Origin of the sequence: Mesoplasma photuris ATCC 49581, from assembly GCF_000702725.1 — a bacterium.
Classification (GTDB): Bacteria; Bacillota_I; Bacilli_A; order Mycoplasmatales; family Mycoplasmataceae; genus Tullyiplasma; species Tullyiplasma photuris.
Genome location: NZ_JNJI01000003.1, coordinates 1 through 20,116 on the forward strand (window position 1 = coordinate 1; position 20,116 = coordinate 20,116).

Here is a 20,116-nt window from a genome sequence, read left to right on the forward strand (position 1 = left end):
TAAAGTTAAACAGGGATTAGCAAAAATTCTAGGAGAATTAATCTTAGAAGAAACTGAAGAAAAATAGAAAGGAATAATTATGGAAATAACAATCAAAACAAGCGAACCTCTTTTAGGTTTTAAAACTAAGCATCGACAAAAAATCAATTTCCATGATTTTAGATTTTGATATAAGGCAATTTTAGGTATTGGAATACTTACATTAGTAAAATTGCTTGTTATGCAGTGATTATTGCTCAAATTTATGCTCTAAATCGTGGAATAACTGATTATCTAATTGAACATAATGCTGAATTAGGAAATGAAACTGGTGCTTCTGGATCTGATCTGCAAACCATTGCTGGTGATTTACAAAGAATATTAAGTACTGGTAAACTTGGAAACGAATTTATCGTTAGTTGAATCACTGATCCAAAATGATATGACCAATATGGAACATTTATTAACATTTTTCAAAAATACTCATATAATGCAAACGGAGATGTAACTGTCACATTTGGAACAACGGTTAATGCTTTAGAAGCAATGACATTTTATTCGTCATATTTTACAACTTTATCTAACATTTTAGTTGGAGTTTGATTAGTAACGGCTGCATTTTGACCTAAAAATGAAGGAACATTCAATCGTGGATTTGCAAATATTCGTTGAGCTGGAACAAGTGCGGTATTTATCACAATCACTGCAATAGTTTGAAACTTCATTCTATTACCAGGAATGATTATTGGAGTAGGTAATTTTGTCAGACTAGATGCTTGAGGATGAGTTTCTGGATTCTTATTACACTTAGTTGGTCCTGTATTATTTTTAGTTTATGTATCTGTATTTATGCCTTTAAAAGAAAAAGGGATTACCCTTGATAGAGTAAAACATGGATATATTGGATTTATCATAGTACTAGCAACTTACTTAATGTATACAGTTGCTCGTGGGGGAATTAGACAAATAATTGGTAAAACAGATCCAAATATTAACTACCCTTACCCATTCTTAGATATTTTTTCACCAAATGTTATGAACACTGGAATTCCTGGAATTGTAGCTTTTGTGATTTGTGGAGGAATTATTGTCGGAATTGCGATTGGATTTACTTATTTATATGCAAATATAATGAATTATCGAATCGCAAAAGAAACTGGTAATCCAAGAATAATTCTTAAAGAGGAAAAGAAAAAAAATAAAAAGAAAAAGGAACATAAAGATGGATAATTTCTTATTTAGTTTAGAAATATTAGGAGCTGCTGGGTCAATAGCTACTCTTATGGCTCTGTGATTTGAGATAATTGCTAGAAGACGTGAAAGTTATAAATTTAAAATTAATCAAATTAATAATAAATTTTATAAAATTGCAAAAAAGATTTTATCTTTAAAAAAAGATCCTAAAAAAATTGAAACATTAGATCGTGATGAAATGTTTTTTATGGTTAATGAATTAACTTTTTCTTGATTAAGTGTTAAGAAAAAACTTAAAAAATTCAAAGGTTATAGTTTAGTAGAAACTTCAATGGAAGAATTAATTAATAAATGCAACAGGCTTGCTCTAAACGAGAAAGATGTTGTTATTGATAAAAGTGATGAAATTATTATTAAAATTATGTTAACTTTATTTGAATTAGCAACAGTTGATGGTAAGTTCAAAAAAGGCCATTTTGAATCAATTGAAAAACAATACAAAGCTTTAACAATGGAAGAAAAGAAAGATTAATTTATTTAAAATATAATATTCGTTTGAATATACTATATTGCTATATAAAAAAGAGAAGTATTAAAAACTTCTCTTTTTTGTTTTAAAATATCAATATAATTTTAAAAAAGATATTTAAATACTGTTATTTAATTGATCTAAATTAATTAATTATTTCTACTTTCAATAAAAACTTTTAATCAGAGAATATAATTATATTAAGTAGGTACATTATGAATAAATATAATTTAATATCAAAACTTCAAAATAATATAGAAACAAATGATTCATCAATAAATTGCAATGTATCAAAAGTTTTATTAGATAATTTATATGATATATCTAAATTAACGATAAACAACTTAGCAATACTTTCGAATTCTTCTACTTCAGCAATCGTAAAATTTTGTAAACAAATGGGTTTGGAAGGATATAAACATTTAATTCAAGTTTTAATGTTTGAAAATTCAATTATCAACTCTCACTTAGCACATAAAAAAGAATTTAAATATGAAATGTGTGATAGAGATTTTTTAAATGCTTATCATAATTTAATTATTGATAATCTTGATTATATTAAGAAGAATAGTGAAAATTCTTTATTTCAAACTAAAGAAAAAATTGTTAAAGCAAGAAAAATCTTTTTGTTCGGAAAAGGGGCAAATCTAAATGTATTATCAATTTTTAATAATTATTTATTAAAATTGGGATATTGAGTATTTTATTCAAGAGATTTAGATGTTCAGTATAGCTATCTTGAACAAGCTGGAAAAAATGACTTATCTTTTATATTTTCATATAGTGGAATGACTGAAGAAATGATTAATGTTAACAAAAAGCTAGTTAAGAATAATTGCGACGTTGTATTAGTAACGTCTAATTTGTTGTCGCCAATAATAAACGATGACACTATTGATATTATCGTTTTAAATAATGAAGAAGTTATGGACAAACAAACAAATTCGACTATGTCATTTGTGTATATTGTTATGCAACTAATTTATTTAATTTCTTAATCAGTAAACAAATTTCCAATTTTAAAAATAATTTACACATTATTTTTTTTATAAAAAAATCTATTTTTGAGATTAATAATATATTTGAAAAGAAGAAAATATATTTTAATTTAGTTTATAGAATGATCATTGTAAGCAAAATTTAATTTGGCAATTCTAATTAAATTAATAAATATATAAAAATAGATATCTAAAATAAAGTGTATTTTCGACTTTAGAAAGGATGTGAAATTATATATGTGAAAAATTAGGCAAGGATTTGAACAAAAAAGATGAGATATAGCAGAAAATGAAAATAAATATGGAATCAAAATTGATGATAGCTATATTCCATTGTGAATTGCTGATTCAGATTTGCCATTACCAAAAGAAGTAGTTGATAAAATTGTTGAAAGAGCTGCTTTCCCTTATTATGGTTATCAAAGTATGAGACCAGAATTTATCGAAGCAATAGTTAATCATACTAAAAAAACTAAAAAAATAGATATCACTATTGATAATTTATTTTTTACACCCGGAACAGTATTTACAGCTTCTACAGTCATTCAAGCAATGACTAAAGTTGGCGACAAAATTATGATGAGTTACCCGATGTATGGACCAATATACGATAATGTCGTTAATTGAAAAAGAGTTCCACTAATGGTTCCTCTTAAAAAAGAAAATAACAAATTTGATTTAGATTTAGATTTAATTGAACAAAAAATTAAAGAAGAAAAACCCAAAATGTATATCATTATAAACCCAATGAATCCGGGAGGAAGAATTATTCCAAAAGCAGACATTGAAAGACTTCTTAAAATACTTAAAGAAAATAATGTCTTTTTATTCTCTGATGAAATTCATGGAGACATAACATTATTTGACAATGAAACAATTTCATTTGCTCAATATATGGACAAATACGACAATATAGTTGTTGGAACTTCTTTGAACAAAACCTTTAATTTAGCAGGTATTGAAAATGGTTGAGGAATTGTTAAAGATATAAAAATGAAGAAAAAACTGATGGAGATTATTGAATTAAATCACTTACCTTCAGAACCAAATATCTTTGCTCAAGTATCTTCAATTGCTGTGATTAATCATGGTCAAAAATTCTATCAAGATTCGAAAAAAATTTATGAAAAGAACTTTTTATATATCCAAAAATACTTGAAAGAAAATACACCTGAGTTAGAACCCCTTGATTCTGAAGCAACATTTTTAATCTACATAGACTATAGTAAAACTGGAATTTCAGAAGAAGACTTTTTTAAACTAATGACACATGAAGCTAAAGTTTTGATTCAATGTTCAAATGAATTTGTCAATCCTGGTGGAGTATATTTCAGAATTAATTTAGCAACTAGTCCTGAAATAATTGAAGAAGCAATTCATAGAATTTCTTCAGTTATTAATAAACACTTGAAAGGAAAAAATAATGAAAAATAAAGTAATAATAGCAAAAGATGCTCCAAAAGCAGTAGGACCCTATTCAGCAGGAGTGGTTACTGTTCAAGGTATTCTATATATTTCTGGTCAATTACCAATTGACCCTAAAACAGGAGAAATGGTAGAAAAAAATGCAAAAGCTCAAACTTTACAATCTCTTAAAAATGTTGAAGCAATTTTAAGAGCTAATGACATGACCCTTCAAAATATTGTAAAGACAACTGTGTTTCTTGCTGATATAAAAGATTTTGCAGATATGAATGAAGTTTATGCAGAATTTTTAGGTGATGTTAAACCAGCCAGATCTGCATTCCAAGTGGCTGCTTTACCAAAAGAAGCAATCGTTGAAATAGAAGTAATTGCAGCGTAATTATGAAAGTAGTTATAGTTGGAGGAGCAGCTGCTGGAATGGGTATGGCTGCTAAACTTAAAAGATTAAAACCAGATACTGAAATAGTTGTCTATCAAAAAAACGATTATGTTTCATTAGGTGCTTGTGGTTTACCATATTTTGTAGCTGACAACTTTCAAGATCCCAATCAATTAATAGCAAGACAAGTGACTGAATTTGAAAAAACTGGAATTATTATTAATACTGGTACTACAGTAGATAATATTGATTTTGAAAGTAAAAAGCTTTATTTTAAAGATAAAAAAGGAAACTCAGGTGAAGATTCATATGATGAAATTATGATCGCTACTGGAGCATCACCAATCGTTATTCCTGTACCTGGAATACAAAGCAAAAATGTATTCACACTTACAAGTTTAGAAGATGGAATAAGACTAAAAGAAGCGGTTATTAATAATAATAAAATTAATAATATCGCAGTAATTGGTGCAGGTTTCATTGGTTTGGAAGTTGTAGAAACTCTGAAACATTTAAATAAAAATGTTACATTAATTGAAATGGAACAAAGAGTATTGGCAAAAACCTTTGATGAAGATTTAACAAATATATTTGAAGAAGAACTTTATTCAAATAAAGTTGAGTTTATTAAAGGTGATGCACTAATAGAAGTTATAGAAGAAAAAGGCAAAGTGGTTTCAATTAAATTAAAATCAGGAAAAGTTCTTGATTGTGATGCGGTTGTTTTGAGTGTCGGTTTTAGACCTAACACAGCTTTCTTAAAAGAAAGTGGAATAAAAATGTTAGGAAATGGGGCAATTATCGTAAACGACCAAGGAAAAACAAATATAGATCATGTTTGAAGTGTTGGAGATTGTGCGTCTTCTAAAAACTATCTTGATGGTTCAGATACATATACACCACTGGCAACTGTTGCTAATAAATTCGCAAAAGTTGTGGCTAATAATATCGCTGGAGTTGAATCTAAATTTTCTGGAACACTTGGAACTGCAATAATTCGTGTTTTTAACAAAGAAGGAGCACGAGTTGGTTTTACAGAAGAATATGCTAAAGCTAAAGGAATAGATTATTCAGTTTCTATAGTACACGATAAAGACCATACTAACTATGTTCCAAATCAAGCACCATTATCAATTAAATTGATAATGGATAATAAAACAAAAACAATAATCGGTGGACAAATCATTGGATCAGATAAAGCAGTATTAAGAATTCATTCTATAATTGCTATGATTTGATCAAAAATAAAAGTTAATGAAGCATTAGAGCAAATTGATATGCCGTATGCTCCACCATTTGCAAGAACAACAGACATTGTTAACATAGCGTTATCGAAGTTTGTTAAATAATATAAAAAAGAAAGGAATTGAAATATGATAAGTACATTACGAAATACTAGGATGCTTGATTTCTTTAAAGAACTTCAACCACTTGGAGATAATGTAGTTCTTGGTGAAGATAAAGGAATATTTGCCTCATTCTTAGCCATCAGTACATGACAATCAGCTGTTACAGTTATAGCATTCTTAGGAATATTAGTCGGATTTTGATTATTCATGAAAAAGAAAAAAATCAAATTCATTTATAGAGTATTAATGGGTATGAGTATCGGATTATTATTTGGTTTAATTTTACAAATAATTGCCGGATTCCCTGAATTTGGTTTATTCCAAATTAAAGATGGAGCTGATTTCATAAATGAAGCTGTAGAGGGAGGAACTTGAGAAGGACATCAAGTTGTTGTGGGAGACTATTGAGCTTACGAGTTAAATATTTGATCACAATTATTTAAAAATATTTTCATTAATGGTATTTTAATGCTAACAGCACCAGTTGTGTTCTTAGCAATCTTCAGAGTAACTTCTAGACCTGGAGCTAGAGGAGTTGGAAGAATTACTGTTAAAGGAATTGCATTATTATTAATCAATGTTACATTTGCCTTTGTTATTACATTCGGATTAGGAATGTTATTAAAAGTTGGAGATGGAGCAGGATTAGTATTAGAATCTGGTGATAAAGAATTTATGGATAATAAACCATTTGCCGAAATTATTTGAAATTATTTCCCATCTAATTTTGCTGGTGCATGAGTAGCTGGAGGAGTTATTCCTTTGATGATCCTTGGAGTTTTATTTGGATCATCAGTTAAATTATTATCAAAACGTAAACCAGATCAAATGAAAGCAATTAGAAATGCTATGGATACAGGATACAGTGTTGTAACTTCTGTGATGATGACATTTATGAAAATCATGCCATTAGCAGTAGCATCAATGATGCTTAATACACTTATTTCTAAACCAATTGGATCAATTGCTACAATGGGTAAAGCATTAGGTGTTGGTTACTTAGGACTTCTAATTTCATTAGGATTCTTAACATTATTATTATTTGTAAGTAGAGTAAAAGTTGGACAATGATGAAAATTAGGATTAAAACCTTTAATCCAAGGTTTTGCAACACAATCATCAAATGCAACTTTACCTGTCACAATGTCTACCCTTAAAGATGAAATGAAAGTTAATGATAATGTTGTAGGAACAATTGCACCATTATCAACATCAATGGGTCTTATGGGATGTGCTGGAGTTCAAGCAGGACTTATTACAAGTTTCTTATGAACTGGAACTGGTGCTGGAACTGATGTTCATGATATGGCATTATTTACATACTTTATTACAGCGTTGATTGTTACAATCATCGCATCATTAGGAATTGCTGGTGTTCCTGGAACAGCTGCTGTTGTTACAGCTGGTGTACTTGGAGGATTAGGACTTGGAGCATGATTTGCACCAGTTTATGCAATTGTTGGAGCTTTAGATGGTCTATTTGATATGGGTAGAACTGGAACTAACGTTATAGCTGGAGCGGCAGTAGCAACGATTGTAGGTAAGTCCGAAGGTCTGATTGAAGAGGGAAGTACTTTATTAACCGAAAAACAATTGGATGAACAAAAAGCATTATTATTGAAAATTAATTCAAATGAAGATGCAAAAGAAGCTAAAGCTAAAGCTGAAAGCATAAGATTTAAAGAAAGAGCTAAATTGTCAAGTGAAGCAAACCAAGCCATTAAAGCAATTAAAAAAGAAATTGCGATAGCTGAAGATGCAAAAACTTTAAGAGCAGCAATGGATAAACTAGACTTAATTAAAGAAGAGTATAGAATTGCAAAAGAAAAAGCAAACCAAGCTTATGCTGAAGTTGATGCTCAAGCTGCAGCAGAAAAAGCTGCTAGAAAAGCTGAAGCAAAAAGAATTAAAGCAATTACAACTGAAGAAAGAAGACAAACAGCCCCAGCTAGAAAAGCTGAAGCAAGTTTGATCAAAAAAAGAGAAGCTGAAGCAAGAAAAGCTGCAGCAGCAAGAAGAGCTAACGCAAGAAAAGAAGTTAGATCATCAAGATAAATAAATAAAAAAATTCCACATCAATTGTTAAGTTGTGTGGAATTTTTTTTATTCATAATTTCTAAAATATAACTTTAATATTTTATTTTAACTTCAACATATAAATCATAATAAAAGTTTAATAATCAATTTTTGTCCAAAACATTCACCAAAACCAAATTTTATAAAAGACCATATTTTTTCATTTTACATAAAAATCATAATAGGAGGATATTATGATAAAAATTAAAAAACAAGACACTTCAAAAAAGACTTTTAATATGAAAATTGATAAAAAAGTTTTAATGAAGAATGTTCAAAAATTTGGTGGATGACTTAGTGCAATGATAATGCCTATTATCGGAATTATCATTGGTTGAGGTATATTAACAGCATTTTTCTTAGATACAGGATGAACGCCAGTAGCTGTGATTAATGACTATTTAATTGGTAATATTATTAATTATTTATTACCGATTATGATTGGTTTTTATGCAGGTAAGTTAGTTCACGGAGACAGAGGTGGAGTAATTGCATCCTTTGTTGTATTTGGTGTAATTGTAGGAAATCAATTTAATCCTGGTTGATGAGAAGGAGCATCTGCTACACCTCAATTTTTAGGAGCTATGATGGTTGGTCCGCTAGCTGCATACATTTTGAAGTTATTTGATAAATTACTAGAAAACAGAATTAGAAGCGGATTTGAAATGTTAGTAAACAACTTTTCATTAGCTATTATTGGTTTATCTTTATGTTTAGCGGCTTTCTTCGGATTTCCATGAGTAATTAATGCTATATCATGAGTACTTATGAAAATAGTATATGGTTTGGTTTCGGCTAACTTGATATTTTTATCTGCATTAGTTGTAGAACCTGCAAAAATATTATTCTTAAATAATGCTATTAACCATGGAGTATTCACTCCACTAGGTATTCAAATGGCAGCTGATACAGGTAGATCTATTCTATTCTTATTAGAATCAAATCCCGGTTCAGGTTTGGGTATATTAGTAGCAACCGCTTTATTTGATAAAAAAAGTAGAGGACAAGCAACCGGGGCTACAGTAATTCAATTCTTTGGAGGAATTCATGAAGTTTACTTCCCATTTGTATTGATGAGACCAATATTGATTATCGCCTTGTTATCAGGAGGTCTAGCTGGAGATGCGATGTTCCAAATCTTTGATGCAGGTTTAAAAGCACCCGCTAGTCCTGGATCAATTTTAGCAATCTTTGCAATGGCTGATAGTGAATGGATGAATTATTTAGGAATTTCATTAGGGGTCTTAGTATCGTTTGCAGTTTCGCTTGGAGTTGGAACATTATTATTTATTATTATGAATAAAAGACACAAAGGACAATCTGTTTCTTTAGAAGAAGCACAACAAAAAACAATTGATTTAAAAGGTAAAGAATCAAAATATATTAGAAAAATAGATAAAACAGAAAAATTAGAAAAAATTGAAGGAACTCATAAACCTGAAAATCTAAAAAACATTAAATTAGTAATCTTTGCTTGTGAAGCTGGAATGGGCTCAAGTGCAATGGGTGCTGGAATATTGAGAAAAAAATTCAAACAAGCAGAACTAGACATTGAGGTTAAGAACTTTCCGATTAAGGAATTGCCTGAAAATGCTGAATTTGTTATAACTCAGGAATCTTTAACGGAATTAGCAAAATCAAAAGCACCACACTCAATTCATAAAAGTATTTCTAACTTTTTAGATGGTAAATTTTATGATGAAATTGTTGAAGAATTTAAAAAGGAAATTAATCATGAATAATAATTTTGATTTGAAAAATATTAAAATATTTAAAAATGCTAAAAATATCAGTGAAGCCATAGATAACTCTGGAAAACATCTTTTAGAGTTGGGTTTTATTGATAAAAAATACATTGAGCAAATGCATAAAAGACATGAAAAAACTAGTATATGTATTGGTAATTATTTAGCTATACCTCATGGTTTGGATGATTCTAAAAAATTAGTTAAAGAAACAGGAATTGTTGTTCATTATTATGAGCAAGGATTTAAAGTACCAGATCAAGAAAAAGAAATTAGGTTTGTTATTGGAATTGCTTCAAAAGATGAACAACATTTAGAAATACTATCTAATATTGCAGTTGAATTTTCTGATATAGAATATGTTGAACAAATTTTAAATCATAAAAATATTGATAAAGAATACATTAAAGAGGTATTTTCAAATGAGTAAAGTTATTCACTTTGGAGCCGGTAATATAGGTAGAGGTTTTATAGCCCCAATATTATTAAAAAATAAAAATATTGATGAAATAAAATTTTTAGATGTTAATGAAGAGATTATTAAAAACCTTAATGAAAACAAATCATATATTGTGAATGAATTAGATATTGAAACAAATCAAATTATAGTTGATAGATATAGTAGTTCAACAATAAAAGGAATCAGAGAAGATAGCAATTTTAAGAACTTTTTAAAAGATACATTTTTAATTACAACTTCAACTGGTCAAAACAATTTAAAGTTTATTATTGATGATCTAAAATTCATTATTGATTCAATTGATAAAAATCAAAAGATTATAATTATTTGCTGTGAAAACGGAAATAGAGTTTCTAGTTATTTTAAAAATGAATATGAAGAAAAACATTCAATTCCTCATAATGTATACTTTGTTGACTGTATGGTCGATAGAATTGTACCAATTCAGTTAAATAATTCTTTAGATATTGATGTTGAAAAATATTATTCATGAATTGTTGATTCAACACAATGACCAGCAGAAATTAATAAAATTGATAATCTAACTTATTCAGAAAATATGGAAATAGATATATATAAAAAAATGACTATGCTAAATGGTGTACATGCCTCTTTAGGTTGATTTAGATATAAACAAGATAAATTTGCAGTTCCAATTCTACAAGATACTCTTGATGATCAAGATACTTTTGATTATTTGAAAGGTCTTATGGAAAACTACGTTAAAATTATTTCTTTGAAATTTAAATATGACGAACAAATTTTGAAAAATTATGGGGAAAGCATCATTAAACGTTTTGAAAATAAATTAATTCGTGATGAGTTATATAGAGTTGCCAGAAACCCAATAACAAAACTACAAAAAAATGAAAGAATTGTTGATCCGCTATTATTTGCTTACGAAAATGATTTAGAAGTAAATTATCTAAAACAAGCGTTTGTAAATGGAATGAATTATTTCTTTGAAGAAGATAAAGAAGCTTTAGAATTAAAAGAAATATCAACAAATAATCAAGGAATATCAAAAATAGAAAAGGTTATTAAAAATCTTTCTAAAAAACAAAATAAGATATTAAGCCAAATATTAAATTAAACTTTAAAATTAAATTAAAAGGAAAAACAAAATGAATAAAAACGAAAGAGATTATCAAATTGTTTATTACATTTTTAATAAAACCTCTTCTTTTGGAGAACTTACAAATTTTTTTAATATTAGTGAAAAAACTTTGTTAAGAACATTAGATGATTGAAAAAAGGTTTTTAATGATGAATTAGAAATAAAAGACAGAAAAGTAACTTTTAAAGGTGACAAAGCTTCTTTTTCAAAAAAAGTTTATTCAAAGTCGAAAGACTTTTTGTCAAAATGAGAAGCACAAATGTATATCCTTAATTATGTATTTGATAATTTAAAGTCTACTTTAAAAGATTTATCAGAAGATTTGGAAAAAACAAATATAGAAACCAAAAGTCTTATTGATGAATTAAATGAAATTTGTTTTAGATTTGATTTTTCAATTAATTTAACTCAAAAATCAGGTTTAAAATTTTCTAAATATGATTTTGAAAGTTTTATAAGTGTTATGGAAATACTTATTAATAATCAAATTTATAGTAGACAAAAGAATACCTTAATTAAAGTTAATGATCTAAGTTTTATTTTTAATCCTTATACATACAAATTTTTAAATAAAAAATTAAAATTAGAAAATTTTGCTGAATTTTATAAAACTATTGTTGAAAATATAAAAAACAATAAAGTAAATTTGTCTGATGCTGATGCTATTTTTATGGCTATAAAAATATGTTTATGAAAAAATTTAGAAAAAAATAAAAACACAGTATTAGACAATAATAACATTGTTAAAGACTTTTATGAAAATTATGAAATCCCCTTAGTAACAAAAAATTCTTTAAAACGTTATTTTGATAAATCAGAATTAAAAGAATCTGTTGAAATATTTTTAGATCAATTAAGCAAATCTATTGAATTTTTATTTAAAGGCGAAATTAAACTTAACGATGAAACAATAGATAACATAAGAAAGCACGTAATTAGAACCATTGAAATAAAAAATGCTAAACAAACAGGAATTTCATATGATTTTGAATTATATGGTCTTTCGAAATATATAGTTAAATTCAACGAACTTTTTAATATTTGCAAAAAAGAAATTGAAAAATTGAATTTAAATGAAAAATTAACAATGATGTTAACTTATGAAATATTTATACATCTAATAATTTGGTTAGATGGAATAGCTTATATATATAACACAAACATTTTTGCCGTTTGTGTCGGTGGTATGGGACAAAGTGCGATGGTTTCTCAGCATCTTAAAAAAATATATAAAAATGCAAACATAGTTGCAAAAGCAAATGTTCTATTAAGAGAAGAAGATATTAAAAAAGCTCATCTAATAATTTCTTCTATAGAAATTATCAATAATCATGACAATATAATTTTTTTACCAGCGATGTCAGTTATAAATAACAAAGAAATTGTTCATAAAAAATTGGTGGAGATGATTTACAGGAAATTAATAGAATAATTTTCTTAATTCATTCCAAAATGTAATGTTTTAAAATTATTAATTTTTATTTTAAATAAGCATCATAATAATTATGTGTATAAGAAATATACAAAAAGGAAGTTTACCAACTTCCTTTTTTGTTTTTTTAAATTTAACCAATTTATAAGTGTTATACTAATTATGAAAAGACAGAGGTAGCGTAAGCTTGAGAAATACTCTTAGAACCTGATTTAGTTAATACTAACGTAGGGAGATCTGATTTATATCTGTTTTTTCGTGGAGGATTTCATGAAAAAAATACAATCTAAATATATATGGTTAATAATAAATGCTATAGTTGGTGTTATTTTAAGTGGATTATTAACATGAGGGTTTACTTCAGTAATTATCGAAAGATTAAAAAATGAAACTGATTACGCTAACTTAATCGTTTTAATCATTTCACTAGTTATTTTTTTATTAATTTACATATTATTAAACGTATATATTAACTTATCAATTCCAAGTTATAGTGGAGAATCAAAAAAACAATTGATAATTTTATCAATTGTGACATTAAACATTCCAAGTATCATTTACTTTTGAATCAATGGTCCAAAGTTAGCCTTTAGATTTAATTTAAAACGATGAGAAGTATATGATATTGTGATCATGGGAATGATTTTAGGACTTTATTTATTACTAGACTTTTCAACTAGTTTTATTCAATTACCAGGTTATGTTACTTTATCACTAAAGTTTATTCCAATTTTCTTTTTTGCTTATATTAGTGATTTTATGAAAGTATTTACTGTAACTATATTAGCTGGAATTTTGTCTTACTTTATGCCAAATAACTTTGATGCTGGTAATTTAGCAGCTTATACATTTGATTACTTAATTCCAGTTGTTGCAATTTCGGTTTGTGTATTTATCAAACCAAATATAAGTGAAAACAAAGTTATTACTGTAATCAATTGATTAGTATTTGTAACATTACCAACAATCATAATTTACTTTTCAAGAGTGTTTGCTGGAGTGTTGTTTTATGGTGAGTTTGCTTGAGGCGGATATGACATTTGAATCTATTCATTAGTGCTTAATTTATTTAACACCACATTTGATTACGCTTTATTCTTATTAACTGTGCCAATCATATGTAAAACATTGAAGTTTTTAAAAAGATAATTTTTTTCATTTTTATAATATGATGTTAAAATTAAATTAATATATAATTTTAAAAATGAGGTGGATATTATGATAAAAGGAACCAGTCTATTTGCAAATGTCGGAATTGATGAGCATTTTTTTAAAAAAGCAGGTATAAAAATGAAAGTATCGAATGAACTTTTGAAAAATAGAGCTGATTTTTATAAACATCTTTATCCTGATTCTGAAATGATAAATGGAGATATCACTAATGAAGAAGTATTTAAAAAAGTTGTAAAGGCACATAAAAAAAATAAATGTGAGTTTCTTATAGCAACTCCACCATGTCAAGGTATGTCTATTGCAGGTAGAATGAATAGTTTTGATCCTAGAAATGAATTGATTAAATATGTAGTTAAATTTGTTAAAGAAACTTTACCAAATAATATATTAATAGAGAATGTACCTGGTTTATTGAAATTCAATATCATGCATAACAATAAAGTAATAAATATTAAAGACTATATTGTTGAAGAATTTTCAAACATGGGTTATTTTGTTAATTTTAAAGTTGCTGATGCCTCTGATTATGGAACCCCTCAAAATCGAAAACGAGTAATATTTTTAATTTCAAAATTTGCTAAATGAGAATTTCCTGATAAACAAATCAAAAAAACAGTAAGAGATACCATTGGCGAATTACCTACTCTTGAATCTGGTGATGTAAGTGATCTTAAATTTCATTATGCTAAAAAGCATAATGAAAGACATGTTTTATGAATGAAAAATACCAAAACAGGAAAATCTGCAATTAATAATATCGAATTTTATCCAGTTAAGGATAATGGACAAAGAATTAAGGGATATACAACAACATATAAGAGAATGGAGTGAGATAAACCTGCCCCAACAATAACTATGGCATCAGGTTCAATTTCTAGTCAAAATAATGTTCATCCGGGTAGACAATTAAAAAACGGAGAATATTCAGATGCAAGGGTTTTGACTATATTGGAATTATTTAGATTGACAGGATTACCAGATGATTGAAATGTTCCTATTTGAGCTTCTGATAATTTGATAAGACAAGTTATCGGAGAATCGTTTCCGCCTCTTTTTGCTTATGCAATGTTAGAAAGGATTCCAAAAAAAAATGGTTAATACAGTTTGAAGAGCACCTGGTAATTCGAATATTTTCGACTTAAATTTTGATAAAATAAATCCAAAAGAAAATAACATCACCACTAGAACATATTTTGTTTTGAAATTTTTTGAAGTTAATAAAAATGTAAGTGTTAAAAAAATAACTGAACTAAATTCAAAATTGAAGGATTTTTTGTGTAAGAACTATCCTGGTTTTAAAAAAAATAATACGACTATTGCACACTTCTATAAGCCGCTTATATTTTATGGTTTTTTAGATATTTTATTTCAAGAAGATAATGATATATATTGTCTTTCTGCGATGGGTAAAGGTCTCATACAGCAAATTGAAGATAACAATTTTGAAAAAGCTGAAGAAATTTTTTTGGCATCAACATTAGATGTTTCCTTTCCTAATTTAGCTACCCCTAGAGCTACAAATTTGAATTTATTTCCTTTTAGAATTTTATATTTATTATTAAATAAATATGGATATATACCAAAAAAATTTGTTAAAAAAAAGTTGGTTTTGATTTCTGATCAAAGTGATCTTGAAAATGTACTAAAATCTTATGATAAATTTACTAAAACATCAGAAGATGAAGTAATAATGAAAAAATTTGATTCATGAGTTATAAAGTCTTTAATTAGCTCAAATATTTTAAAGAGCGATCAAAAAAAATATTATTTAACTAGTAAAGCAAAAGAAAATTTAAAGAAATACTCAGTTATAAACCCGAATTCTTGTTTTATTAATGGTGGTCAAGTTTATGATATCGAAAAGAAAATTAAACCTTCAAGAGATCCTAGATTAGCTATTGAGTCATATGAAAAATCTAACTATTTATGTCAACTTGATAGCAGACACGATTCATTCATTAAAAATGATGGAACGAAATATTTAGAATCTCATCATGTTATATGAATGAAATTTGAAGGTATTTTTAATTTTAAAGTCGATGTAATTGAAAACCTATTAGCACTATGTGCAGAATGTCATAGGAAAGTTCACCATGCTAATAAAGAGGAAAGGGTTATTAAAATAGAAGAAATGTATGAGCTTAAAAAGAATTATTTAATCACAAATAATATTTCGTTGGAAGAATTGATTAATATATATATTAATGATAATAAATATGAGTATGATAATGACTAAATAAATGTGGAAATGTGGAAAACTTTCCACTTTTTTAATCTTTAATCTATAATTTAATAAGTAAGGAATTATCTTTATCTTTTTTACTATGGAGGAAATTTAATGGCAAATAAAAATACTTATGATGAATCAGCGATTCAAGTCTTGGAAGGTTTAGAAGCGGTTCGTAAACGTCCTGGGATGTACATCGGTTCAACTGATGTTCGTGGTTTACATCATTTAGTTTGAGAAATTGTCGATAACTCAATCGATGAAGCCTTAGCTGGATATGCAACTGAAATTAATGTGACATTAGAAAAAAACGGATCAGTAACAGTTGCTGATAACGGACGTGGTGTACCAACAGGAATGCATGCAACAGGAAGACCGACTCCTGAGGTAATTTTTAGTGTACTTCATGCTGGTGGTAAATTCGGTGGTAGTGGTTATAAAACTTCAGGTGGACTACACGGGGTTGGATCAAGTGTTGTTAATGCTTTATCAAAAAAATTCCAAGTAACAATTAATCGTGATAAACAAACACATCAAATTTCTTTCAAAAATGGTGGTAACTTAGATCAACCATTAACTCAAACTGGAAACACTAATCGTACAGGAACAATAGTTAATTTTTTACCTGATGATGGTATTTTTACAACAACTAAATTTAACTTCTCAACAATTAGTGAACGTTTAAAAGAATCAGCTTTATTAAACAGTGGTTTAAAAATCACTTTAAAAGATGAAACAACTGATAAACATGTTGAATATCAATTTGAAAACGGATTAGAAGAATTTGTTAAAGAATTATGTGAAGACATGACTAAAATTACAGACATCATTACTATCAAAGGTGAAAATAAAAGAATTGAAGGTGAAATCGCCTTACAGTATACTGAAGATTATAATGAAACTGTTTTAGGATTTGCTAACAATGTTAAAACTGGTGATGGTGGTACACATATCACTGGTTTTAAAACAGGATTAGTTAAAGCAATTAATGATTACGCTAAAGCTAACAAAATTTTAAAAGATAAAGATCCAAGATTAGATTCAAATGATTTAAGAGAAGGACTTGTAGCTATTGTAACAGTTAAAATTCCTGAAGATTTAATTGAGTATGAAGGACAAACTAAAGGCAAATTAGGAACACCGGATGCTAAATCTGCAGTTGAACAAATTACTTATAACTTTATGAATTTCTGATTAACAGAAAATAAAGCACCAGCGACAAAAATTATTGAAAAAGCATTGTTAGCTCGAAGAGCACGTGAAGAAGCGAGAAAAGCTCGTCAAGTAATTCGTGATTCAAAAGGTAAAAAACAAAATCGTACAATGTTAGGTAAATTAACACCAGCTCAAGGACGTAAAAAAGAAATTAACGAACTATACCTAGTTGAAGGTGATTCAGCGGGAGGGAGTGCTAAATCTGGTCGTGATCGTACATTCCAAGCCATTCTTCCTTTAAGGGGTAAAGTGATCAACTCAGAAAAAGCTAAACTAGCTGATTTGATGAAAAATGAAGAAATTTTAACAATGATCACAGCGATTGGAGCAGGAATTGGTTCTGAATTTGATATTTCAGAAATTAATTATGGAAAAGTAATTATTATGACCGATGCTGATACTGATGGAGCACACATTCAAACATTATTATTAACATTCTTCTTTAGATACATGAAGGATTTAATTACTAATAAACATATTTTTATTGCTCTTCCACCATTATATAAATTAATTTTTTCTGATCGTTCATTTATTTACTTATGAGATGAAGATGAACTAGCGCAATATTCAAAAAATAGTACTAAACGTTTTGAAATTCAACGTTATAAAGGACTTGGAGAAATGAATGCTGATCAATTATGAGAAACAACAATGGATCCAAGCAAACGTAAGTTAATTTTAGTAACAATTGAAGATGCATTACTTGCAGAAAAATCATTCAGAACTTTAATGGGTGATGATGCTGAAAAACGTAAAGAATGAATTCAAGAAAATGTTAAATTTACTTTAGAAGATTCTGAAGTAGACTTATTGGTAAAAGAAGAAAACTAGAAAGGCCAAAAATATGAAAAATGTAAAAACAACAGCTAGAACAACAACGATAGATAATATTTTGAATGAATTAGCTGATCAAACTATTAAGCTACCTAGTTTTCAAAGAAATAAAGTTTGAACAAAAACTGCTAAAGATAAATTTAAAGAAACACTTAAAGAAGGTTATCCATTCGGATCAATACTTTTACATAAAAGAGAAGGTGAAGATGTAAAGTTGCTTATTGATGGATATCAAAGAGTTTCTACGATAGATGAATTTGCAAATAAACCATTTGCGAATGTTTCTTGAAAAGAATTAGATGTAAATGATTCTAATATAGAATATCTTTTTGATAACAAAACTCACTTTAAAATATTCAAAGAAAAACTGGAAGAAAATCTTCAAAAAAACATGTTAAAGGAAAAGTTTGATTCTCAAATCCAAACTTTTTTAAGTTCTATTTATTCTGATTCATTAGAAAAATATAAAAATAATACTAATGATAATAAAACTAAAAATGAGCTTCCTGATTTTTACAAGGCTAGTCATGTACTTAATCAAGAATTTTATGAAAAATTAAACTCATGAATTTCTTTTGGTAAAGAAATATTAAAGATTGAAATACCAATAATAGAATGTCTGACATGAAAAAATCACGATGTAATTGCTGAAATATTTACAAGAATTAATACTACCGGACAAAAATTAAGTAAATTTGAAATCGCCGCTTCTCATTGACAGGATATGAAAATTGATATTGAAGGATATCAAAATAATGAAGTATCTAATAAAATTATTAATAACGTATTTTCTAAATATGATTGATATCAAGAAAATAAACACAAAAGTGGAATAGTTATGTCAAGAACAAAGGAAAAAATATTGAAAGAAAAAGAAATAGATCTTTTTGAATTGATATTTGGTTTTTCTAAAATTTTAGAAAAAGAAACAAAAAATATATTTGAAGATCATGTATATGTAGAAATAGATTTATTCGAAGAAGGTTTTAATATAGTTAACGCTTGTTTAATGAATCCTAGCAACGCTTTTTCTAATATGAATCAAGTATTTTTGAAAAGACTTTCATTGAAAGAAAGTTTTAATATATCTGAAGTTTCTGAATTTTTTGAAAAGATTTTACTTGTAGCTAAATTGGTCGATAATTATTTTGAAGAAATAAAGATAGTTATGGGTTCTATTAATAACAATAAAATTAACTGAACAACAAATAATAATGATAATGGATTAGTCAAGCCGACTAAAAATCAAACAATATCAATTATTGCTGATGTATTTTATAACTACTTTATTGATACTGAAAATAATTTCAAAAAGGGTATTTTATTAAGTACAGATATGTTCTTAAGAGATTACTCAAATATAGGTAATCATTTTGTTTATGATACATTAACAGAATTATTTTCAAGTTCTGTAAATAAAACCACAGATGATTTAGTTAATTTTAAAATTCAAAAGTATAAAGATGTAATTTTGAAAGAAGAAATGAAATCAGCTCTTGAAAAAGTTATCAGAGATTACAATGTAATTGAAAATAAAAAGAAAAAGAACAAAAGAACAACTCTTAATAAATCACTTAAAATAATTACAAGTATTTCATTTGAAAACTTAAAATCTACAGGTATAAATATATCTAGTATGAATATAGATCACATAATTCCATATTCTTATAATGAAAAATTTTATGAAAAAACAGGAAGATTATTAAATATAAATTCGATAGGTAATTATACACTGTTGGATGAAAAAACAAATAAATCAAAATCTGATTCAGACTTGTATTTAGAATTCTTAGACTACAAAGAAGATTGAGATAAAATTTCAAAATTAGAACAAGTGACTTTCTTGGATAAAAGTGAATTTTATTTATTTGCTTATGAAAATAAAAATATTGAAGACACTGAAAAAGATTACGATTTATTAATAAATAAAAGAGAAGAAATTATAAAAAATAAAGTTATTGAATATTTATATCCAAAAAACTAG

The 20,116-nt window shown here is 27.1% G+C and carries 15 protein-coding genes, 1 pseudogene and 1 riboswitch; all 16 genes and pseudogenes read left to right on the forward strand.

Translation table 4 applies throughout. The annotated features are described in order from the left end of the window. The first annotated feature begins 225 nt into the window (after positions 1-225). The 16 genes and pseudogenes from T347_RS0101725 (at position 226) to T347_RS0101800 (ending at position 20,116) form a co-directional block, all read left to right on the forward strand. Positions 226-1,209, forward strand: a complete 984-nt coding sequence (locus T347_RS0101725) for a Pr6Pr family membrane protein (protein WP_031542663.1) — start codon at positions 226-228, stop codon at positions 1,207-1,209. Continuing rightward, complete coding sequence (locus tag T347_RS0101730; protein ID WP_031542665.1) at positions 1,202-1,705, forward strand: hypothetical protein; 504 nt, start codon at positions 1,202-1,204, stop codon at positions 1,703-1,705. The genes T347_RS0101725 and T347_RS0101730 overlap by 8 nt, the downstream gene beginning before the upstream one ends. A gap of 212 nt (positions 1,706-1,917) precedes the next feature. Further along, positions 1,918-2,700: a MurR/RpiR family transcriptional regulator gene (locus T347_RS0101735; protein ID WP_031542666.1), complete on the forward strand. Its 783-nt coding sequence runs from the start codon at positions 1,918-1,920 to the stop codon at positions 2,698-2,700. 237 nt (positions 2,701-2,937) lie between these two features. Beyond that, positions 2,938-4,134 carry a MalY/PatB family protein gene (locus T347_RS0101740; RefSeq protein ID WP_031542668.1) on the forward strand — a complete coding sequence of 399 codons (1,197 nt, stop codon included), beginning with the start codon at positions 2,938-2,940 and terminating at the stop codon, positions 4,132-4,134. Beyond that, entirely contained in the window at positions 4,124-4,504 is a 381-nt protein-coding gene (locus T347_RS0101745) for a Rid family detoxifying hydrolase (protein ID WP_031542670.1), read from the forward strand. Before T347_RS0101740 ends, T347_RS0101745 begins: the two co-directional genes overlap by 11 nt. Positions 4,505-4,506: 2 nt before the next feature. After that, positions 4,507-5,853 (forward strand): CoA-disulfide reductase, encoded by a 1,347-nt coding sequence (locus T347_RS0101750; RefSeq protein ID WP_031542672.1) that lies wholly within the window; start codon positions 4,507-4,509, stop codon positions 5,851-5,853. Positions 5,854-5,904: 51 nt separating this feature from the next. Next, positions 5,905-7,521: pseudogene (locus T347_RS0101755) on the forward strand (dicarboxylate/amino acid:cation symporter); the annotation flags it as partial. Positions 7,522-8,123: 602 nt separating this feature from the next. Beyond that, the gene (locus T347_RS0101760) at positions 8,124-9,671 is read left to right on the forward strand and encodes a PTS transporter subunit EIIC (protein ID WP_051636022.1); all 1,548 of its coding nucleotides are present in this window, start codon (positions 8,124-8,126) and stop codon (positions 9,669-9,671) included. Then, positions 9,664-10,104, forward strand: a complete 441-nt coding sequence (locus tag T347_RS0101765; RefSeq protein ID WP_051636023.1) for a PTS mannitol transporter subunit IIA — start codon at positions 9,664-9,666, stop codon at positions 10,102-10,104. The genes T347_RS0101760 and T347_RS0101765 overlap by 8 nt, the downstream gene beginning before the upstream one ends. Then, positions 10,097-11,227 (forward strand): mannitol dehydrogenase family protein, encoded by a 1,131-nt coding sequence (locus T347_RS0101770; RefSeq protein ID WP_031542679.1) that lies wholly within the window; start codon positions 10,097-10,099, stop codon positions 11,225-11,227. Before T347_RS0101765 ends, T347_RS0101770 begins: the two co-directional genes overlap by 8 nt. A 31-nt stretch (positions 11,228-11,258) precedes the next feature. Beyond that, positions 11,259-12,683 carry a hypothetical protein gene (locus T347_RS0101775; protein ID WP_031542682.1) on the forward strand — a complete coding sequence of 475 codons (1,425 nt, stop codon included), beginning with the start codon at positions 11,259-11,261 and terminating at the stop codon, positions 12,681-12,683. 162 nt (positions 12,684-12,845) lie between these two features. Next, positions 12,846-12,935: riboswitch (TPP riboswitch) on the forward strand. Between the two features lie 18 nt (positions 12,936-12,953). After that, on the forward strand, positions 12,954-13,832 hold the full coding sequence (locus T347_RS0101780) for an energy-coupled thiamine transporter ThiT (RefSeq protein WP_031542684.1): 879 nt from the start codon (positions 12,954-12,956) through the stop codon (positions 13,830-13,832). 69 nt (positions 13,833-13,901) lie between these two features. Continuing rightward, positions 13,902-14,954, forward strand: coding sequence for a DNA cytosine methyltransferase (locus T347_RS0101785; protein WP_031542686.1), 1,053 nt, complete (start codon positions 13,902-13,904; stop codon positions 14,952-14,954). Continuing rightward, positions 14,947-16,092: an HNH endonuclease gene (locus T347_RS0101790; protein ID WP_031542688.1), complete on the forward strand. Its 1,146-nt coding sequence runs from the start codon at positions 14,947-14,949 to the stop codon at positions 16,090-16,092. The genes T347_RS0101785 and T347_RS0101790 overlap by 8 nt, the downstream gene beginning before the upstream one ends. Before the next feature lie 102 nt (positions 16,093-16,194). Beyond that, the gene (gene parE, locus T347_RS0101795; protein WP_031542690.1) at positions 16,195-18,129 is read left to right on the forward strand and encodes a DNA topoisomerase IV subunit B; all 1,935 of its coding nucleotides are present in this window, start codon (positions 16,195-16,197) and stop codon (positions 18,127-18,129) included. A 13-nt stretch (positions 18,130-18,142) separates the two neighbouring features. Beyond that, on the forward strand, positions 18,143-20,116 hold the full coding sequence (locus T347_RS0101800; RefSeq protein WP_031542692.1) for a DUF262 domain-containing protein: 1,974 nt from the start codon (positions 18,143-18,145) through the stop codon (positions 20,114-20,116).